General features: G+C 71.1%; 19 protein-coding genes. 8 read left to right on the top strand and 11 right to left on the bottom strand.

The genetic code is table 11. The features are described 5' to 3' along the window. Positions 1–25 precede the first annotated feature (25 nt). On the bottom strand, positions 26–994 hold the full coding sequence (locus ACIBG4_RS15945; protein WP_397202388.1) for a GlxA family transcriptional regulator: 969 nt from the start codon (positions 992–994) through the stop codon (positions 26–28). A gap of 171 nt (positions 995–1,165) precedes the next feature. Between ACIBG4_RS15945 and ACIBG4_RS15940 the strand changes: the two genes are divergently transcribed. Further along, complete coding sequence (locus ACIBG4_RS15940; protein WP_397202387.1) at positions 1,166–1,936, top strand: dienelactone hydrolase family protein; 771 nt, start codon at positions 1,166–1,168, stop codon at positions 1,934–1,936. Positions 1,937–1,992: 56 nt separating this feature from the next. On the opposite strand, the gene ACIBG4_RS15935 is transcribed toward ACIBG4_RS15940, so the two are convergent. The 5 genes from ACIBG4_RS15935 to ACIBG4_RS15915 form a co-directional block, all read right to left on the bottom strand. Then, on the bottom strand, positions 1,993–2,313 hold the full coding sequence (locus ACIBG4_RS15935) for an antibiotic biosynthesis monooxygenase family protein (protein WP_397202386.1): 321 nt from the start codon (positions 2,311–2,313) through the stop codon (positions 1,993–1,995). Between the two features lie 87 nt (positions 2,314–2,400). Next, the gene (locus tag ACIBG4_RS15930) at positions 2,401–3,069 is read right to left on the bottom strand and encodes a response regulator transcription factor (RefSeq protein WP_355436195.1); all 669 of its coding nucleotides are present in this window, start codon (positions 3,067–3,069) and stop codon (positions 2,401–2,403) included. After that, a complete protein-coding gene (locus tag ACIBG4_RS15925; RefSeq protein ID WP_397202385.1) occupies positions 3,066–4,682 on the bottom strand; it encodes a histidine kinase in 1,617 nt (538 codons plus the stop codon). The genes ACIBG4_RS15930 and ACIBG4_RS15925 overlap by 4 nt, the downstream gene beginning before the upstream one ends. A gap of 219 nt (positions 4,683–4,901) precedes the next feature. Further along, positions 4,902–5,729, bottom strand: coding sequence for an ErmE/ErmH/ErmO/ErmR family 23S rRNA (adenine(2058)-N(6))-methyltransferase (gene erm / locus ACIBG4_RS15920; protein ID WP_397202384.1), 828 nt, complete (start codon positions 5,727–5,729; stop codon positions 4,902–4,904). A gap of 299 nt (positions 5,730–6,028) precedes the next feature. Next, complete coding sequence (locus tag ACIBG4_RS15915; protein WP_397202383.1) at positions 6,029–6,868, bottom strand: hypothetical protein; 840 nt, start codon at positions 6,866–6,868, stop codon at positions 6,029–6,031. Positions 6,869–7,034: 166 nt separating this feature from the next. Between ACIBG4_RS15915 and ACIBG4_RS15910 the strand changes: the two genes are divergently transcribed. Beyond that, a complete protein-coding gene (locus tag ACIBG4_RS15910; protein WP_397202382.1) occupies positions 7,035–7,553 on the top strand; it encodes an SMI1/KNR4 family protein in 519 nt (172 codons plus the stop codon). A gap of 262 nt (positions 7,554–7,815) precedes the next feature. Here ACIBG4_RS15910 and ACIBG4_RS15905 read toward each other — a convergent pair whose 3' ends face one another. Continuing rightward, on the bottom strand, positions 7,816–9,387 hold the full coding sequence (locus tag ACIBG4_RS15905; RefSeq protein WP_397202507.1) for a carbohydrate-binding protein: 1,572 nt from the start codon (positions 9,385–9,387) through the stop codon (positions 7,816–7,818). Positions 9,388–9,655: 268 nt separating this feature from the next. Next, positions 9,656–10,018 (bottom strand): MerR family transcriptional regulator, encoded by a 363-nt coding sequence (locus ACIBG4_RS15900; protein ID WP_397202381.1) that lies wholly within the window; start codon positions 10,016–10,018, stop codon positions 9,656–9,658. A 74-nt stretch (positions 10,019–10,092) separates the two neighbouring features. On the opposite strand from ACIBG4_RS15900, the gene ACIBG4_RS15895 reads away from it, so the two are divergent. Together ACIBG4_RS15895 and ACIBG4_RS15890 are read left to right on the top strand one after the other, a co-directional pair. Then, entirely contained in the window at positions 10,093–10,752 is a 660-nt protein-coding gene (locus ACIBG4_RS15895; RefSeq protein ID WP_397202380.1) for an SDR family NAD(P)-dependent oxidoreductase, read from the top strand. Beyond that, positions 10,749–11,120, top strand: coding sequence for an SgcJ/EcaC family oxidoreductase (locus ACIBG4_RS15890; RefSeq protein ID WP_397202379.1), 372 nt, complete (start codon positions 10,749–10,751; stop codon positions 11,118–11,120). The genes ACIBG4_RS15895 and ACIBG4_RS15890 overlap by 4 nt, the downstream gene beginning before the upstream one ends. A gap of 4 nt (positions 11,121–11,124) precedes the next feature. Here the strand turns inward: ACIBG4_RS15890 and ACIBG4_RS15885 are convergent, their stop codons facing one another. After that, the gene (locus ACIBG4_RS15885; RefSeq protein ID WP_397202378.1) at positions 11,125–12,006 is read right to left on the bottom strand and encodes a M48 family metallopeptidase; all 882 of its coding nucleotides are present in this window, start codon (positions 12,004–12,006) and stop codon (positions 11,125–11,127) included. A gap of 32 nt (positions 12,007–12,038) precedes the next feature. Continuing rightward, positions 12,039–12,386: an ArsR/SmtB family transcription factor gene (locus ACIBG4_RS15880; protein ID WP_397202506.1), complete on the bottom strand. Its 348-nt coding sequence runs from the start codon at positions 12,384–12,386 to the stop codon at positions 12,039–12,041. A gap of 181 nt (positions 12,387–12,567) precedes the next feature. Between ACIBG4_RS15880 and ACIBG4_RS15875 the strand changes: the two genes are divergently transcribed. Together ACIBG4_RS15875 and ACIBG4_RS15870 are read left to right on the top strand one after the other, a co-directional pair. Then, positions 12,568–13,812 (top strand): MFS transporter, encoded by a 1,245-nt coding sequence (locus ACIBG4_RS15875; RefSeq protein WP_397202377.1) that lies wholly within the window; start codon positions 12,568–12,570, stop codon positions 13,810–13,812. A 62-nt stretch (positions 13,813–13,874) separates the two neighbouring features. Then, positions 13,875–15,134 (top strand): SMI1/KNR4 family protein, encoded by a 1,260-nt coding sequence (locus ACIBG4_RS15870; protein ID WP_397202376.1) that lies wholly within the window; start codon positions 13,875–13,877, stop codon positions 15,132–15,134. A 12-nt stretch (positions 15,135–15,146) separates the two neighbouring features. On the opposite strand, the gene ACIBG4_RS15865 is transcribed toward ACIBG4_RS15870, so the two are convergent. Further along, positions 15,147–15,704 (bottom strand): TetR family transcriptional regulator, encoded by a 558-nt coding sequence (locus tag ACIBG4_RS15865; RefSeq protein WP_310709585.1) that lies wholly within the window; start codon positions 15,702–15,704, stop codon positions 15,147–15,149. 126 nt (positions 15,705–15,830) lie between these two features. On the opposite strand from ACIBG4_RS15865, the gene ACIBG4_RS15860 reads away from it, so the two are divergent. Next, positions 15,831–17,357 carry a carboxylesterase/lipase family protein gene (locus ACIBG4_RS15860; protein WP_397202375.1) on the top strand — a complete coding sequence of 509 codons (1,527 nt, stop codon included), beginning with the start codon at positions 15,831–15,833 and terminating at the stop codon, positions 17,355–17,357. Between the two features lie 149 nt (positions 17,358–17,506). Then, positions 17,507–19,633, top strand: coding sequence for an alpha/beta hydrolase-fold protein (locus ACIBG4_RS15855; RefSeq protein ID WP_397202374.1), 2,127 nt, complete (start codon positions 17,507–17,509; stop codon positions 19,631–19,633). The last annotated feature ends 21 nt before the right edge of the window (positions 19,634–19,654 follow it).

Genomic DNA, 19,654 nt, shown 5'->3' with positions numbered 1-19,654 from the left:
CCGGCGCCTGAACGGCCGAGGATGATCAGTCAGCGCGGCGGAAGGCCGCGCGGTAGTCCCTCGGGCGTTGTCCGGCGTGCTTGGCGAAGAGGGCGGCGAACGTGCTGGGGTCCCTGTACCCGACCGCGGCGGAGATGCTGGCGACGGTGCGGTTCGTGGTCTCAAGGAGATGGCGGGCGCGGCGGACGCGCGACGACTGCAGGTACTCCAGCGGGCTCTGGCCGGTCTCCTCCGCGAAGCGCCGCAGCAGCGTCCGGGTGCTGACCTTGAACGTGTCCGACAACGCGGCGAGGTCGTATCGCGCGGCGAGGTCCTGGTCGAGCCGTCGCATGACCTGGTGGGAGAACGAGTTCCCGGCCTGCGGAAGAAGTCGCGTGTCCACGTACGGAGTCTGGGACGATCGCGCATCGTCGACGAGCGCCACCCGCGCGGTGGTCCGTGCCACGCCGGCACCGCTGTGCCGGCGGATCAGATCCAGCGCGAAGTCGTACATGGCACTGAAGGCCGCCGTCGTCGTCACCCCCGTGTCGGTGACGACCAGACACTCGGGTCGGACGTCAGCCTCCGGGCAGCGTCGAGCCAGCTCGTCCGCGAGAAGCCAGGCTGTCGTGGCCCGGCGTCGGTCGAGGAGTCCGGCCTCGGCGAGCAGAAACGCACCGACACAGATCGAGACGACGACGCTGCCCGCAGCAGCGTGTGAGCGGATCGCCGCGACCTCCGGGGCCAGGGGTGCGAGCTTCGCGTCCACATCCAGGCTGGGCAGGAGCTCGAACCCGGGCACGACCAGGACATCCACCTCGCGCAGCGGAGCGACGTCCAATGCCGCACCGCCCGATGCGGCGACACGACGACGAGGCGAGACGATCGACACCTCGTATCCGGGGCCGCCCGGTCCGGCGACGTGCGTGGCCATCGTCAGGAGGTCGGGTACGCCGAACACCTCGGACGCGAAGCAGCCTGGATAGGCCAGGACACCAACCCGGAGCGTGCTCACGCTCGCCTCCTCACCACCTGCCAATGGCGAGATTACCCGCATACATGGCGATCCGGCCTCTCGCCCTGCGCGGGGGCGTCGGTCCACGCTGTGACCATGAGCGCTCCCAGCGGACGACTTGACGACATGATCACGGACTTCTCCCGCCGACTCGTGGACGTGGAGGGAGTGGTGAAGACGGTGTACGTCGCGGGTTCCGGGCCGGCCGTCGTGTTGATGCCGGAGATGCCCGGCATCAGTCCTGACGTCCTTCGACTGGCGCGGTGGGTGCGGGATGCGGGCTTCACCGTCCAAGTCCCCTCACTCTTCGGCGTCGACGGCGCCTATCCCACGGTCGAGGGCGGTACGGAGGTCGTCCGGCGCGCGTGTGTCAGTGCCGAGTTCCGAGCGTTCGCCGGGGGCGGCACCAGCCCGGTCACGGCATGGCTGCGTGGGCTCGCGCGCCAGGCCCATGCCGAATGCGGCGGGCCGGGAGTCGGGGCGATCGGGCTGTGCTTCACCGGCAACTTCGCCCTGACCATGGCGCTTGAGCCGGCTGTCATCGCGCCAGTGGTCAACCACCCGTCGCTGCCGCTGGACGACCCTGCCGGGCTCGAGATCAGCGACGAGGACGCGCGCGCGGTCCGGGACCGCGTCGCGCGCGACGGGCTGAAGGTTCTCGCCTACCGCTTCGACGACGACCGCTGGTGCACCGGCCGGCGCTTCGCCGCCTACCAGGCACTCCTCGGCGACGCCTTCGACGGCCGTGTCCTTCCGGGCAGCTCCGCGAACACCAGCCCGCCACCGTTCTTCGGCGACGTGGTCGAGACTCCCCACAGCGTGGTCACCGCCCACCTCGTCGACGAGAACGGACACCCCACGCTGAAGGCCAGGGACGAGATCATCGCTTTCCTCGCCGACCGCTTGAGCCCGTCCGGACATGCCGCGACGACATCCGGCTGAGCGCAAGGCCCTTCCGGGAAGCGATCTTCCCGGCCTGCTCTCAAGCAGGTGCGCCGTCAAGAACGGAAACTGTAGGCGCGCTCGACGCGGGCGATCTGGATGTCGTAGTACTCGTACCAGCGCTCGCGTCCGAGTCGTTGCGCCTCCAGGTGCTCGACATCGGCCTTCCAGCCGGCGATCGATTCGGCGTCGGCGTAGTAGATCACGGTCAGTTCGTGGCCATCGGCTCTGGCGACGGACTCGCGGCCCAGGTAGCCCGGCCACTTGGTGCCGAGCTCGACCATCCGGGCCGCCATCTCGTCATACCCCTCCAGGTCCGTGTCCTTCAGCTTCTGGGTGATGATCACCGCATAGTAGGGAGGTGTAATCGGCGTCATGTGCTCATGCTACTGACATCTTTCCTGATCGCCGGATTTCGGTCGTTGTGGTGGGGAGTCCCGGCTCGGCGGGCGTTTGCGGGGGGCTCAGTCTCTGCGGACGGTTCTGAAGGCGGCGTCGACCAGGCCCACACGGTGTGCGACCACCGCAGCCTGGATGCGGTTGCGCAGTCCCAGCTTCTCCATCACCCCCGCCACGTGCGTCTTCACCGTCGTCACCCCGATGTGCAGCTCGTCGGCGATCTCGGCGTTCGACAACCCCGTCCCCAGCAACGCCAGCACGTCCAGCTCCCGCTCCGTCAACCCCGCCGGCGTGGGCAGGTCCGCGTGCGCTTGGGCGTCGAGCGCCCGTTCCACGACCCGGCGCAGAACGGACGGCGCCAGGAGCTGCTCTCCCGCCGCGGCCCGCCGTACGGCCTCCACCATCCGCTCGGCCTCGTCGTCCTTCAGCAGGAACCCGATCGCTCCCGCCCGCAGCGCCGCGTACACGTCGGCGTCCTCGGCGAAGGTGGTCAGGACGACGATCCTGGCCGCGGGACTGGACGACAGGACGCGCTTGATGGCTTCGAGCCCGTCGACCCTGGGCATGCGCAGGTCCATGAGGATGACGTCGGGCTTGTGCAGCTCTGCCAGCCGTACGGCCTTGGCCCCGTCATCCGCCTCGCCCACCACCTCCATGTCGCCGCTCGCCTGCAGCAGCATGCGCACGCCCGCCCGCACCAGAGCCTGGTCGTCGGCCACGACGACGCGGATCACGCCGTCTCCCTGGTGGGCAGCAGGACGGTCAGCAGCCAGCCGCCGTCCTCGTCGGGACCGGCGGAGAGGGTGCCGCCGAGCGCGCGGGCGCGTTCGCGCATGCCACGGAGCCCCTGCCCGGAGGAGGGCAGGCTGCGCCAGGCGGTGGGCGGGGGACCGTTGCGTACCTCGACGGCCAGCCCGTCGGGGGCCGAGGTGAGGCTTACCCGCACCTTCGTGCCCGGGCCCGCGTGTTTGAGCACGTTGGTGAGACCTTCCTGGATGATTCTGGTGGCGGAAGCGCGGGCAACGAGGGGTGCCTGCTCCACTTCCGGGCCGACGTCGAGCTCGACGAGCAGCCCTGCCGCGGCCATGCGTTCCGCCGACTCGCGCACCACGTCGGCGGGATCGGCCGGGTCGGCCGGCAGGTCGGGCCGTTGGCCGGGATCGCGCAGCAGATCGAGCAGGCCGCGCAGGTCTTCGAGCACCTGGTGGCCGGTGTCGCGGATGTCGGTGAGCGCCTGAGCGGAGGGTCCGTTGGGGTCGGCGTAGCGGGCGGCGCCGGCTCGCAGGGCCATGGCGCCGACGTGGTGGGCGACGATGTCGTGCACCTCGCGGGCGATGCTCTCACGCTCGGCCAGCTGGTCGGCTCGCATCTGGGCCAGCGCCAGCCGCTGCGACTCGCGTACGCGCAACCGTTCCGCCTCGCCCGCGGCCTGCCTGACCCGCAGGTAGCGGCCGATCGCCACGGGAGCGACGACGAGCGTCATCAGCACCACGACGCGCATCGGCTCCACCTCGGCGCCCGGCCCGACGATGCCGATGGCGACGGTGAAGAGGGCGACAGTGAGGACGGCGACGAGGTAGACGACGAGCGTCCAGAGCCAGGAGGCCACGCGCATGGCGAACACGCCGGCGGCGATGAGGACGAGCATGACGCAGGTGGCCGTCGCCGCCTGGAAGTACTGGTCGGCCAGCAGCATGAGGGCGACCTGCAGGACGAACACCAGCCCCGGCAGGCGCCGCGCGACGCCGAGGGACAGGCCCGCGAGCACCACCAGCGATCCGACGACCCAGACAGGCAGGCCGGAGGCGTCCCACTCCGTCCAGGTGTTCAGTACGGTCAGGGCGACGCCGCCGCCGGCCAGCAGCACGTCGGGGGTGATGTCGCGCTCGGTGAGGCGCCCGGCCGGGCCGCGCAGGTAGGCGCCGATGAGGACGGGCACGACGGCGGCGCCGGCGGAGTACCACCACGAGTTGGCGGTGAAGGCGAGGCCGGGATCGGCGAGGTTGAAGCCGGTGGCCACGGCGCCGAGCGCGGCGGAGCAGAGGACGGCGAGCGGGCGCGCCTTGTAGGCGACGACGCCGAGGCAGGCCAGGAGGAGGATCTGCACGGTGTTGACGGTGAAGGCGCTGATCTGGTCGGTGAGGATGAGCAGCCCGGACAGGTAGCCGGCCACCGGTACCGGCCACTGCCGTACGAACCCCATGGGAACCCCGGCGAGGACGGAGAACCCGGCGCAGACCACCGCGGGCGCCGAGGAGGTGCCCCAGGTGTGCCACGTGGTCATGACGTCGAAGCCGATGGCGGCCGCCACCAGCAGAACGTCCAGAGCCTGACCACGCCGTCGCATGCGTCAACGGTATCCAGGACGTCACGGAGATCGATCCTCCACAAGGAGGAAGCCGCCTCCTCCAACTGGCCGCAAGCCGGCCGCCAGGCGGACCGAAGCCGAAGGATTTGTCAGGGTTTTCGTCATCGATCCGGCCGGCGTACGGGTGCCTCTACCTGATCCACCTGGATGTGGACCCGTGGTGGCACCCGCACACCGACATCCCGCCGAGCAGGCAGCTCAGCGATGCAGTGTCCGGAACAGCGTGATCCACTGATCCGGGTGGACGAAGGCCACGACCGTGTCCGGGGCGATGCCCGCGGCGCAGAGGGCCTGGGGGACATGTCGGTAGTGCCGTTCGAGTGAGGCGCGCAACGAGCCGCCGACACCGGCGAAGCCCAGCTCCACCAGCTCCCGGTAGGCCCGCTCATCCACGCCCAGCGGGTCCGGCCGCCGGTCGATGCGCAGGATGGCCGAGTCGACCGAGGGCACCGGGCGGAAGCTGGTCCGTTCGATGCGGCCGAGCAGCTCCCAGGTGAACCACGGCCAGCTGAGCACCGTGACCAGGCTCCAGCGGCCGAAGTCGCCCGAGCGCTTGCGCGCGTACTCGAGCTGGGTGAGGAGGGTCGCGGAGGTGAGGTGCTCGGCCGCCAGGCACCAGTTCACGATCTTCGAGGTGATCGAGTACGGAATGTTGCCGACGACCGCGAACGGCTTCGCCGGCGGCCGGGCCGCGGTGAAGTCGCCCTTCACGATCTCGATGCCCGAGCTGTCACGGGTTCTGGCCCGTAGCTTGGCCGCGAGCAGGGGGTCGAGCTCATAGCCGATGACGTGGGCGCCGGTCGAGGCCAGCGCCGTGGTCAGGACGCCTTCACCGGCGCCGGGTTCCAGAATCAGCCCGGCGGGTGCCGCCGCCTTGACGACCTGCTCGACGGCATGCCGATCGACCAGGAAGTTCTGGGAGAGCTCGCGTCTGGCCCGATCTCTGGGCGTGCGACCTCCGCCCTTCCTCTGGGCGGCCTTCTTCTGGGTGTGGGAATATTCGCCGAATGCGAAAGACTGCGCCACAGCAGTTGCCCTTCTGGGTCTTCGAGAGAACTGGAATCTCGAAGGGCCCCGGGCACGCCGGAGGCGATGGGGGGATCGCTCCTAGCGGGCCTGGGCCCGGCTGGAGCGGATGCGAGTGAAGCAGATGCAGGTGCAGGTCATGCGCGAGACGATAGGGAACGGTCCATTTCGACGCAACGTATTATCCGCGGCGTTCCCGGCGTGGAACGTGGTCGACGATGATCCGACCACCGGCTCGGGTCGCCGTCGGACTCCATGGACCCGGACGGGAACCACCCAGTTACCGTCCGGGACCACAGCTAGTTCCAGGCGCCGGGCACCTGGTACGGCACCTTGTCCTTAAGTTGCTCCTGGTCGAGAACATCGCCCCGCAGGGGCAGCAGAACGGTGACCTGCCGTCCCCAGGCGGAGTAGCGGGTGTCCGAGGTGACCCGGAGCGAGCCCTTGCGGGAGCGCAGGACCCCCTCGGCCGACAGCCGCTCCACCAGCCCCGACGAGCTCAGCCGGAGGGTGTAGGAGACGGTGCCGACGGGCTTCTTGCTTCCGGCGTACGCACTGAAGCGTGAGGCGAAGGAGGGGGACGCCTTGGCCAGCTTGTCGGTCTTGATCGTCCCCTTGAGCACTCCGCCCTGCCAGGAGGTGCGGTGCGCCAGCAGCGCCTTGAGCGTGGCGGGCTCCAGGACCTCCAGCAGCAGATTGCTGGCCGGCAGGTCGGTATGCGGGTAACGCACCCAGCTCGCGTCCTGCGGCAACGCCTCGGCGAAGCGCGGGCCTGCGACGTAGTCGTCGTGGCCTGACGAGATCACCTGCAGAGGCATCTCCTCCAGGGCGGCGTCCTCCGCCATGCCGGACTTCTTCAGGCCGCTCATCGCCTTCTTGCTGAACTGCAGACGCTGCGACGTGTCGGAGGCGAGCTCGCCTTGCGGGCCGAACCCGACCGTGCCGTCCACGTACGAGGTGTAGAACACGCCGCTACCGTGATCGACTTTCGCGGTGGACACGATGTTCACGCCCATGCCGCGTGTCCATACGGCTTGGAGGGCTTTCGCCGGGTCGGTCCCGGCTGCTGCCTGCGCGGGGGTGGCGGTCAACTGCGCCAGGCCCGCGATCAGGGCCACGCCCACGACGGTCCGCTTCATCACGATTCCTTGAAATAGTGCGGAAAGACGCACTAATCATGTGCACAAAAGATCGACTGTCAAGCCGAACCGGTCGTGGCAGGTGGAACGCCGCGCACCACCCGTTCACGCTCCGGGCCACCTGAGCAGAGCGCCATCCTCGTGCGCGGTCGCTAAGGTCGCCGCCATGAGCGCTGCTGACACCTCTCGCCACCCCTGGCCCGACCTCCTTGGACGTGTGGGTCAGGTCGCCTCGTCCGGCGCGACCGAAGATGAGATCAGGCAGCTCGAGGAACGTCTCGGTAGCGGCCTGCCGCCGAGTTACCGGGCATTTCTCCACGTCGCCAACGGATGGCGCGGGGGCACGTTGCGGGCGACAGGCGAGGTCGGATGGGTGCGTGATCTCGACGAGTACCTGGCCGCGATGGGGTCCGAGGACGACGAGTACGCGATGACGAGTGCGTCGGATGAGGACTACTTCGTCTATGGCGACGATCAGGACACGGTTTTCTACCGGCCCGAGTATCTGCCGGACATGCTTCTGATCGGCGAGTTCGACGACGGCGTCTACCTGCTCAACCCGCACATCACGACTCAAGAGGGTGAGTGGGAAGCGTGGTATTTCGCGCCCTGGTTGCCGGGCGCTCAGCGCTTTCGCTCCTTCTGGGATCTCATGAATGACGTGTTCGAGAGGCGCCAGTCGTAGTTTGCTCGACGGCAACCAGGTCCATGCGACTGGCGCGCGTGGGAGACACGCGTCTGTACGGGTGTCGGCGGGCTGAGAGGGCGACGCTCTTCCTCCTGGCCCCGTGGGCGTCGACCCGCCGGCCGGCTGTTCGGCAGGGTCACGGCCACATCCTGAGCGGCGGGCCGTCCGGGGCACGACCTCGGTCCCACGAGCGAGCACTGCGGCCGGGCCGGTACGGCGAGGTACCGGCCCGGCCCGGCGAACACGATGGGCGGGTCTGCTACGGCGTTGCCGTCCTGCCGCCGAAGGTCACGACCAGGCGGCCGTCCGCGGCGAACGACCAGCTCAGGGCGCCGGTGTAGGAGGAGCACCGGGACCCGTTCGAGCCGTTCCAGAACTGGTTCGAGCTGTCGGCGTCGCCGACGATCCGGTCGTTGCTGCCGCTGCCGCTGCGGCAGGAGACGTTGTCGCGGAACACCGAGGTGCCGCCGTCGAACGAGTAGTTGCGCTCGGTGTTGTCGATGCTGACGTTGCTCGATATGGACATCGTGCCGAGGTTGCGGTTGTAGGTGAAGCCGTGCTTGCCGTTGTGGTAGGCGATGTTGCGCCGGATGACGTGGTTGACCGCGATGTCCTCGCCGCCGAGCTTGTAGCCGTTGCGGTCGCCGTTGCCGGCCTGGCTGCCGTCGCTGAGGGTGCCGTTGTCGTAGGAGAGGGAGTCCTCGATGGTCACGGGGCCGATGGGGCCGGTGTCCGTCTTGGTGTAGAGGTCCCAGCCGTCGTCGATGTTGTTGTGCGACACGGCGTAGCGGAAGACGTTGCCGGAGCCGACCGTGAGCTTCGCGGCGAAGCCGTCGGCGTCCTCGCCGTCGGAGTCGGCGTTGTCGTGCGACTCCGCGCTCAGCACGAGGTTGTTGGAGGGCCACTGGTCGCGGGGGGTGTCGGAGACGATCCGCGAGAGCTGCAGCCCCGTGTCACGGTTGAACCGCGTCACCGTGCGCTCGAAGATGTTGTTGCTGCCGCCGACGAAGATGCCGTTGTCGCCGGCACGCTCGACGACGATGCCGTAGACGTGCCAGAACGACCCGTTCACGGCGAGTCCGCGGTTGGCCGGGTCCTCGCTCTGCGCCGCGAAGTTCAGCACCGGAGTCTCGCCCGGGTAGGCGGACAGCTTCTTGCGGGCGCTGGAGGTGCCGTTGTTGCCCGGCGCGATGGTGACGGTCTGCGAGAAGGGATAGGTCCCGCCGCGCATGTAGATCGTCCCGCCGGGGGCGATGCGGGTGATCGCCGAGGTGAGGGTCGTCGGGTCCGACTGCGTCCCGGTCGCGGAGTCCTTGCCGCTCGGCGCCACGTACAGCGTGCCGCCCGGCGGGGGTGTCGTGCCGCCCGCGTCGACGTCGATGTAGTCGATGTTGGGCAGCCCGTTCGAGGTGGTCGGGTTGAACCGGATGGTGTTGCTGCCCGAGTTGACCGGCACGGTGAGCGTCTTGGTGACCCAGGTGTTCCACGCGCCGGTGGTCTCGAAGGAGACGCTCTGGACGGTCGAGCCGTTGACGATGAGGCCGGCGGACCGGGTGCTCGTGGTCCCGTTGGCGAACCGCAGGCCCAGCGTCGCCGTCCCGGCCGCGCCGGCGTTGGCGGTGAACTGGGCGTAGGCGCCGGTGGCGTTGGTGCCGTTGCAGAAGCCGCTGCCCGAGTACCCGGACCAGTTGCTGTCGATGGTGCCGGTGCAGACCGCGGGCGAGCTCTCCGCCTCGTACCTCGTCGGCGCGGCGTGCGCGGCGGTCTGTGACAGTGCGACGAATGCGCCCGCCAACAGGCTGGCGCACGCGAGGACGGCTTTCAGGCGCATCATGCTGCTCCCATGGTGTTCGGTACGGCGGCGCGGGCGCGGGTTCCGGCGCCGGCCGTCTGTGTCCTTGGCCGGGCAAAGCATGGAGACATCGATGAAACCGAGGTCAGCGTAGGAAAGCGCTTTCCCTAGGTCAATGGGCGCCGGGTGTCGTCGTGGGGGGCGTAAGGCATCGCCGCTGGCCAGCGACGAAACGGGCATGTGGCTGTCTGTGAAACTTTCATGGGTGGCGGGCCGAAAGGGGCTCCCGCCTCGGACCGGCGCAGCGTCAGGGCTGTCGCAGCGCCGCGTCGAGGATCGTGTCGAGCATCCGCTGCGAGCCCTGGAGCTGGGCGATCAGCTGGGCGACGTGGACGCGTTCGCGCCGCAGCTCGTCGACGAAGGTGGGGCAGCCGGTGGGCACGATCAGCTCGTCCTCGCCGTGCACGCAGCGCAGGACCCTGGCGATGACCGCGGTGGAGAGCCCGGCGGCGAGCAGGGCGCGGATGTGGCGCACCGTGGCGACGTCGGCCTCGGAGTACTCGCGGTAGCCGTTGTCCAGCCGGAGCGGCCTGAGCAGCCCCTGCTCCTCGTAGTAGCGCAGCAGCCGCTTGTTCACCCCGGTCTCACGGGCCAGGTCGCCGATCCGCATCCCTTTGACCTTCACATGGTGTGACGCCTTACCGTCCCCAGTATCGCTGATCGACGAGAAATGAGGAGCTGTCGATGTCAGGTGCAGTGATCATCGGTGCGGGTCCCGGGATCGGGCAGGCGGTGGCCCGCCGGTTCGCCCGGGAGGGCCTGCCGATCGCGCTGATCGCCCGGAGCGAGCGGACGCTGCGTGCCGCGGCCGAGGCGGTGGCTCCCAGCGGTGTCCCGGTGGTCGTGCTGCAGGCCGACAGCGCCGACCAGGCCGGGTTGACCGCCGCGCTGGACAAGGCCGCCGGCGCGCACGGCGTGCCGGACGTCGTCGTGTACAACGCCGCGATCATCCGGGCGGACGCGCCGGGCGAGCTGTCGGTACGCGGTCACATGGAGGCATGGGCGGTCAACGTGGTCGGCGCCCTCAACGCCGCGGCTCACGTCGCGCCCGCCATGGCGGCACGCGGCAGCGGGACGTTCCTCATCACGGGGGGCATGCCCGAGCCCAAGCCGGAGTACGTGAGCCTCTCGCTGGGCAAGGCAGGCGTCCGGACCCTGGTCACGCTGCTCGACCAGGCGTACGGACCCGCCGGGGTGCATGTGGCGAGCGTCACCGTGGCCGGCCCGGTCGCCCCGGGTACCGACTTCGACCCGGACGACATCGCCGAGCACTACTGGCGGCTGCACACGCAGCCACGGCAGGAATGGGAAGAGGAGGCTCTGCACGCTGGGCGCTCGCGATGACCGGCGCCGCGGCCGCCGACGTTCTCGCCGGGTTGCTGGACGACTGGCGGCGGGCCTTCGACGGACACCGGCCGGCCGAGATGGTCGCCCTGTTCAGCCAGAACGCACTCTTTCAGGGCATCAGTCCACGGCTGCGACATGGTCCGGGCGAGATCTTCGAGTATTACGACAAGGCCGCTCCCGGTACGACGGCGCAGGTCACGGTGGTGTCCGCCGCCCGGCTGGGGCAGACCGTCGTGCACGGATTCGCGGAGGTGACGTTCACCGCGCCCACGGGTGGCACCCACCTGGTACGCCTGTCCGTCGTGGCCGAACAGGCAGGGGGCGCCTGGCTCATCCACCAGTACCACGCCGCCACACGCCTGTGACGCCTCATCGGTAGAGGGCGGCCTCGGCGTTCTCCCGCAGACTCCGGGCCACGCTTTCGGCTGCCTTCTGCAGTTCTTCCTCGATCTGTTCCATGGGCGGGGCGGACACCCGGGGCCGCGTGTACGGCAGGGCCAGGAGGCGTCGCACGCGTAGGTGCGTCGGGGGATGAGTCGTGTCCACCCGGGTCCTCTCGGCGCGGGCGGCCTCGCGGCGTCGTTCGAGCTCGGCGTCCGGGACGGCGTCCACGGTGGACCGGAGGGCCGCCCACAGGTTTCCGGTGCCGACGGCCACCGCGCTGGAGCCGAGGAAGCGGCCGACGGATTCGGTGCCGGCTGTCCGGGCCTGCATCTCGTCGGCACGGTATTCGGCGTGCTGGGAGGAGCGGTACAGCAGGAGCTCCTGCAGGAGGATCACACCGCGGACCGGGATGCCCAGGAGGGCGTGGAGGCACTCGGTGATGAAGGCCGACACGCCGTCACCGGGCTGCCATCCGAAGCTCGCGAACAGGCGGAGCTCGTGGAGTGAGTGGAGCGCGCTGCCGACGACGAGGCCGTGCCTGGCGTCGCCGTTGCTGGAATGGGCCATCTCGTGGGCCAGGAGGGCGACGCGTTCCTGCGGGCCGAGGAGCAGCCAGAGCGGGTAGCCGATCTCCACCAGGTGCCTGCGCCGCCGGCCGTACGTGCGGAACGAGGCGTTGACCGCGCCGCTGATGGCGATCAGGTCCGTTCTCGGCGCCCCCAGGTCCGCGCCGATGCGGTCTACGAGCGCGTACAGCCGCGGGGCGTCGGAGCGGGTGAGGGGGACGGCGGAGGCGGGGAAGGGCACCCCGGAGACGCGGTCGGTGATGCGGCGGGCATGGCGGACAACGTGCCAGAAGCCCGGCATGGCGGCAAGACGCCCGCTCCCGCCGGTGGACGTCAGCGAGCCGGCGTCCAGGCCGCGACCAGGTCCAGCAGGCCGGGGAAGCGGGCTTCGAGGTCGGCCGTGCGTACGTGGCTGCGGCGCTCCAGGCCGTACTGGCGCTGCCTGATGATCCCGGCCTCGCGCAGGGCCTTGAAATGGTGGCTGAGCGACGACTTGGGGCGGTCGAGGCCGAACCAGCCGCAGGGGTGGTCGAACCGCTCGCGTTCCAGCAGCAGTTTGCGCACGATGCGCAGGCGCAGCGGGTCGCTCAGCGCGCCGAGGACCACCTCCAGGCGCAGGTCCTGGGGTGCCGGCTCCGGCAGCGGTTCGGGCAGGCCGGGTGGCTCCGGCAGCTCCTTGATGGCGGCCGTGACGGGGGGCGTGGTGGCGGACGCGGTGGCGCGGGCGGGTGTGGTGGCCACGGTCGGTGGCACAGGCGACTCCTCGTGACGGGATCCCGTAGTTCGACTCCAATCGTACTGGATGTTAGGTTCGATTCCATTCGTACTGGTTCGACTTTTTTCGTACTGATGGGAGAGTGCCGTGTCAGAGAGTTCGATCGCGGTCCGTGGGCGGCGGGGGGCCGGTGCCCGTCACCCCCGCCCGGCTCCGGCCTGGTGGATATGGCTGGCCGCCTGGCCCGTCAGCGCCGTCTTCGTGCTGTCCAACGCGGCGACCCCGCTGTACGTGCTGTGGCAGCGCGACATCGGCTTCTCCAAGGGCACGCTCACCGTCGTCTTCGCCTTCTACATCGTCGGGCTGCTCGGGTCCCTGCTCGTCTCCGGCGTGCTCTCCGACCGGCTCGGACGCAGAGCCGTGCTGCTGCCCGCGCTCGGTCTCGCCCTCGCCGCTTGCGCGATCTTCGCGACCGCCCAGGGCGTGGCCGCGCTGATCGTGGCCCGCCTGTTCACCGGCGTCGCCGTCGGCGCCGTCGTCTCGGCCGGCATGGCCGCGGTCACCGACGTGGCCGGACCGGAGCGCAGGCGGCCGGCCGCGCTGCTCGCCTCCTGCTCGATGGTGTTCGGCGCGGGACTGGGGCCGCTGCTGGCGGGTGTGCTGTCGGAGACCGTGCCGGGCCCGACCGTCACCGTCTTCATCGTCGAGGCCGCGCTGCTGGTGACCGCCGTCCTCGCGGTGTCGCGCATGCCCGTGTCCCGCCCGGCCGGGCCGGGCTCCGGCGCCTGGGTACGCGTCCCGCGCGTTCCCCGCGGCGCCGGGGCGCGGCTCGTTCCCGGCATCGCTGTGTTCGCTCCCGGCATCACCGCCACCTCGTTCGTGCTGTCCCTGGGGCCTTCGCTGCTGTCCGCTCTGCTGGGTACGACCAGCCGCATCGTCGCGGGTGCCATGGCGTTCGTGATGTTCCTCGCCGCCACGGGGATCCAGTTCGCCGTCCAGCGGCTGGACCGGCACGTCATCCTGATCGCCGGCGCCGCGAGCACCACGGCGAGCATGGTGACCCTGGTCGTCGCGGTGCACGCCTCCTCGGTCGCGGCGCTCATCGCCTCCGCCCTGCTGGCGGGCGCGGGCCAGGGCATGGGGCAGCTCGGCGGCCTGTCCCTGCTCAACTCCGGCGTCCCGCCCCGGCGTCTGGCCGAGGCCAACGCCGCCCTCAACGTCGGCGGTTACCTGCCCGCCGGTGCCCTGCCCGTAGCGGCCGGCTACCTCAGCGACGCCGCCGGTCTGACCACCGGGGCGACCGTCTTCGGCTCCGTGCTGACGGGCCTCGCGGTCATCGGCGGCATCGTGGTTCTCACCGGCAGGCGCGCTATGGCGCCCGGCTCGGGCTGATCGCGGGTACTCTGCCGGACGTGCGGCGAATGATCACTTCTCGCGGGTTATGGCGTGCGCTGTTGGCCGTCGCGGTGGCAGCGGTGGCGATCGTGGTCATCACGCGCTCCCGCCGCCGGCCCGGGCGGTGGCGCGTGGCCCGGCGGGGCGACGAGCCCCCTCTTCCGGCCGCTCTTCCGGCCGCGGCCGTGGTCCGGTGGCCCCCGGTGCCGGTCCTCGGCACCCCCACCGCCGACGACCTCGCGCGGTACGCCGCCCGGCCGTCCCTCTTCGACCGTCCCGCGTTCACCTCGTTCTTCGCGGCAGGTGAGCCGAGGGGGCCGTTGGACGAGGCGGCCCGGCGCCGCTTGGCCCGCTGGGGCGTGGCCGGACTCGCACTGCTCCTGCTCGCCGCCGGTACTCAGGTCCTCGAGCTCGCGGTGTTCTCCAAGGAGACCGGGGGAGGGACCCGGGAGGAGACGAGCGTCGAGGCCGCGTTTGGGTGGGAGTACGGGCCCGCGTACGGGGACGAGTCGTGTGACGGGACTTCCCCGGACGGCCACGTCGCCTGCTTCTTCGCCACGGTCCGGCCGGAGGACGCGCCGACCGGCGACCAGCTCCCGGTCGTGGAGGACCCGGTCACGGAGGACCCGGTCACGGAGGACCCGGTCACGGAGGACCCGGTCGCTGAGGACGCGTCGGATCCCGATGCGGACTGCCTGCCCGGGGACGCCCGCCCGCGCGTCCGGAAGCCCGACCCGAAGGTGGCCCGGGCGGTGAACCGGCAGTGGCGGCGGATCGAGGTGTGGCTGAAGGCCAACGCCCCCCGGAGCTACCGCACGCTCGGCAGGCCCGCGAAGCCCGAGGCCGTCGCGGCGGCGGAGGCGTCGACGGGCCTGCGGTTCCCCGACGACCTGCGGGCCTCGCTCCTGCGGCACGACGGGGCCGTCATGACGAACGGCACGTGGGGCTTCGGCTTCCTGGGCAACTCGAACATGGCCGTCCTGGACATCCGCGACACGTGGCGGGGGTTGTGCGAGATCGACGGCGACGCCGAGTTCGCGGATCCGCGTATGGACTGGTGGGACGGGCGGATGCTGCCCTTCGGCGCCAGCGGGACGGGCGACCACCTCGTGATCGACTCGGTGAAGGGCGACGTCGGCGAGACCGACCACGAGGGCAGCATGAGGTTCAGACCGGGAGGGGTCCGGATCCGTTCGTACCACGCCCTGCTGAAGGCCACCGCCGACGCCCTGGAGACAGGCGGCTCCATCGGCTACTGGAAGCCCAGGGCCGTGGCCGGTGAGCTCGACTGGGAGGTCCTGCGCGAAGGCGCCGGCTGAGGCGCCGGCCCGTCACTTCTCGGCGAGAGCCACCAGGGCTCGCAGGCCCTCCAGCACCTCGGCCGCCGTGGGGGCGTTGTCCGGGTCGCTGAGGCTCTGGATCATCAGACCGGACATCAGTGCCATCTGCACCATGCCGACGGTGCGGACGGCCCGCTCCGGGACCTCGTCCTCCGGCACGTTCTCCAGGATCGCGGCCATGCCGCGGCGGCCCTCCCTGGTGCCCTGGGCGAGCTGGTCGCGGAGGTCGGGGCGGCGCTGGGCCTGCAGGAAGAGCTCCACGGAGGCCAGCCAGAGGGCCTGGTCGCCGGCGAATCGCCCGAGCAGGTTCTCCCACATGCCGACGAGGCCGACGTCAGGGTCGAGCACCCGGCCCATCGCGTCGCCCCACTCGTCGAGCAGCGCGAACAGCGCCTGGTTGAGCAGCTTCTCCCGCGACCCGTAGTGGTAGCCGATGGCCGCCATGTTGACCCCGGCGGCCGAGGCGATGTCGCGGACGCTGGAGCGGTCGTAGCCCTTCTCCAGCAGGCAGCGCTTCGCGGCGGCGAAGAGATCTTCCCGGTTCCCCATGCGCCCGAGCATACCAGCGAATTTATTCATGCGAACGCATTATGCGATCGCATAAAAACCGTGTACGGTCAGCGATCAGCGAGATGCGTCGTCGGAAAGATCAGTGATCGGAATGAGGAGAGAACCGTGCGCAAGCAGATGATCGTGATGTTCGGGCTCGTCGGCGGGCTGGTGACGGCCGCGCCTGCGATCGCCGCCCCCGTCCAAGCAGCGGCACCGGTGGTGAAGACCGCGGACGGCCTGGTGAGAGGGGTGGCCGGAGCGCGGGTGCGCAGCTTCCAGGGCATTCCGTACGCGGCGCCGCCCGTGGGTGAGAGGCGCTGGACGTCACCCGCGCCCGTCACCCCGTGGAGCGGCGTGCGCGACGCCACGTCCCCCGGCGGGGCCTGCGCGCAGCCGGTGGGTTATCCGATCGGGGTCCCCAGCGACAACGAGGACTGCCTGTACCTCAACGTCACCGCCCCCACCCGCGCCACGGGCCGGCTGCCGGTGATCGTCTGGATTCACGGCGGCAGCCTGATGTACGGCACGGGCGACATGTACGGCCCGCAACGGCTGGCCGCGGGCGGCGCCGTCGTCGTGTCCATGAACTACCGCCTCGGCGTCATGGGGTTCCTCGCGAACGACGCGGTCGGCGGCGGGGGGAGCTTCGGCCTGCAGGACCAGCAGGCGGCCCTGCGCTGGGTCCGCAAGAACGTCGCGGCCTTCGGCGGCGACCCCGGGAACGTCACCATCGCCGGCCAGTCCGGCGGCGGGTACGCGGTCTGCGACCACCTGGCGTCCCCGCGGTCGGCCGGACTGTTCGATCGGGCGATCGTGCAGAGCTCGCCGTGCGCCACCGGCGGCTCGCGCACCATGGCCGAGGCGAAGGCCGACAGCGACCGCGTGGTCGAGGCGGTCGGCTGCGACGGGAAGGAGGACGTGGCGGGGTGCCTGCGCCACGTCCCGGCCGCGACCCTGCTGAAGGCCTACGGCGCCTTCAACGAGCCCCGCCCCGTCTCCGGCACCGCCGTCCTGCCGCTCACCCCGGCCGAGGCCCTGCGCACCGGCCGGTTCAACCGCGTGCCCGTCCTCGTCGGCGTCAACCACGACGAGGAGAACGGCATGGTCCTCGGGCTGGAGCTCGCCCCGGGCGGCGCGCCCATGAAGGACGAGGAGTACGCGCCGGCCGTCAGGAAGCGGTTCGGCGAGCGTGCCGACGAGGTGCTCCGGCGCTACCCGCTGAGCAGGTACGACTCCGCCGGCCAGGCGCTGGCCGCCCTCGGCACCGACTCGGCGTGGTCGGTCCCGTCGCTCGACACCGCCCGCCTGCTGGCCCGCTGGACGCCCACGCGGATGTACGAGTTCGCCGAGCGTGACACGCCCTGGTTCGCCGGCTACCCCGCCCCGAGCTTCCCCGCCCGCGCCCAGCACATGGCAGAGCTGCCCTACCTCTTCGACATGAAGCTGTTCGGCGAGCTGACCCCCGCGCAGGCCCGGCTCGGTGACCGGCTGATCGGCGTGTGGACCGGCTTCGCCGCCGACGGCCGCACCGGCTGGCCCTCGTTCCGGGACGGACAGTACGTGCAGTCGCTGACGTCGGGCGCCTGGCGCCGCACCGCGTTCGCCGAGGACCACGACTACCGCTTCTGGAAGAGCCTGCCCGCCGCGTGAAGCCAGGCCGTCGCAGAAGGCCCGAGTCCCGTCCAGGAACTCGGGCTTTTCGTGACATACGGACCGTTGACACCGTACCTTCCGCACCATGAAACTCTCCTGAAACAAGAACGTCCAAGCTGTAAACGTTTACGGGAGTGCCGATGCCCATGCCCAGGTGGAGTGGCGCCGGGTTGCTCGCCGCCCTCGCGATGGTCCTGCTGCTGGCCGTGCCGGGTGAGGCGGTCGTGCGGGCGCCGAAGGGCGGAACCCTGACCACCGGCTCGGCACCCTCGAAGGCGTTGGGGGAGGACATCGCGTTCAACCTCTACCTGCCGTACGGGTACGAGACCGGCAAGGACCGCCACCCGGTGCTGTACCTGCTCCACGGCCGGGGCGACACGATGCAGGCATGGACCCGCGTCAAGGACACCCTCGACCAGATGATCCGGACCAGACGGATACCGCCGGTCATCGCCGTCATGCCGGACGCGCCGTGGAGCGAGCGCGGAAGCTGGTACGTCGACTCCCGCTACACCGGCGCCGACCTGCCGGGTCGCCCGGTGGAGACGGCGCTGACACGTGACCTGGTGGCGTACGTGGACGCGACCTACCGCACGGCGCCGATCCGCGAGGCCCGCCTGATCGGCGGCTACTCGATGGGCGGGGCCGGCGCGTTGCGCTTCGCGCTCGCCCACCAGGACCTGTTCAGCGCCGCGGTCGTCCTCAGCCCGGCCGTCTACACGCCGCTGCCCCCGTCCGACTCCTCCGCCCGCGACTACGGGGCGTTCGGCAGCGGCGCCCAGAAGTTCGCCGACGACGTGTACCAGGAGCTGAACTATCCGGCCCTGCTGCCGAAGCTCGACGCCGACCGGCCCGTACGGCTCTTCGTGGCCGTCGGCGACGACGAGTACGCCAACCCCGCCCCCGCCGACGCGCACCACGACCTGGACTTCGAGTCCGCGGCGCTCTACAACGCCGCCCGGCGGTCGCAGGCGGTCTCCGCGCAGCTCCGCGTCCTCGACGGCGGCCATGACTGGACCGTCTGGTCACCCGCGTTCGAGCAGGCGATGGCCGAGCTCGGCCCGGGCCTGAGCGTCACTCCGCCCGCCGGCCTGCCCGCTCCGCTGCTGGGAACGGCCGCCGCCGACTGGGCCGGCGGCGTCGCGGCCCACGCCGACGGAACGGTCACCACCGGCTTCGCCGCCGGCGGCCCGGTGGCCGGCCAGCCGTACGCGGGCCGCCTCGACGCGGTGCTGACCAGCACGGGCGCCCGCACCTGGACCAGGCAGCTCGGCACCGCGGCCGACGAGCGCCTGTACGGCGTGGCGGCGCTGCCCGACGGAGGCGTGCTCGCCGCCGGGTACACGAAGGGCGATCTGGACGGCCGCCACCCCGGCAACGCCGCCGACGACGCGTTCGTGGCCCGGCTCGACGCGAGCGGGACCGTCCGGTGGATCACCCAGTTCGGTGATCCCGGCGCGGCCGACCGCCTCTACGGCCTGACCGCCGCTCCTGACGGCGGCGCCTACGTGGCGGGCTACACCAAGGGGTCGCTCGACGGCCCCAACAGCGGCGACAAGGACGCCCTGGTCGCGCGCCTCGCCGCCGACGGCACTCTCTCCTGGGTCCGCCAGTACGGCGGCGCGGGCGAGGACAAGGCATACGGCGTGGCCGGTGACGCCACGAACCTCTACGTCACCGGCAGCACCACCGCCGCCCTGCCCGGGACGAACGCCCTCGGCGGCCTCGACGGCTGGATCGCCGGGTACGCGCCCGACGGGACCAGGCGGTGGGCCACCAGCGCCGGAGGACCCGGCGACGACCGGCTGAACGCGGTGACCGTCACCACGGCGGGCCTGGCCGTCGCCACCGGGAGGAGCGGCGGCGACCTGCTCGCCGCCGCCTACACCAGCGCGGGCCGGCAGCGCTGGAACGCCGCCCTCGCCACCCCGGCCGCCGACGAGGGTGCCGCCGTGGCGCCGTTGCCGGGCGGCGAGGTCGAGGTCGTCGGCTACACCAGGGGCCGGGTCGGCGTCATGGCGGGCGGCGCCGACGTCCTGACGGTCCGGCTGGACGGCAGGGGCGAGCAGCGCGGCGCCGCGCAGTTCGGCACGGCGAGGGACGACGCCGTCGACCCGTTCGCCGAGCCCAACCTGTACGCCGCCGCCACCGCCTCGGGCAAGGTGGCCGTCTCCGGCCTGACCTACGGCACCCCGGCGGACGGCACGGCGCCCGGCAACGGCGACGTCTTCGCGACCACCATCGACCCCTCGACCGGACTGCCCGCCGGCTGACGGGGGCCCGGTCAGCCGGCG

The sequence above is a fragment of the Nonomuraea sp. NPDC050383 genome (assembly GCF_044459125.1).
Classification (GTDB): domain Bacteria; phylum Actinomycetota; class Actinomycetes; order Streptosporangiales; family Streptosporangiaceae; genus Nonomuraea.
This window is presented reverse-complemented; position numbering and strand designations above follow the sequence as displayed.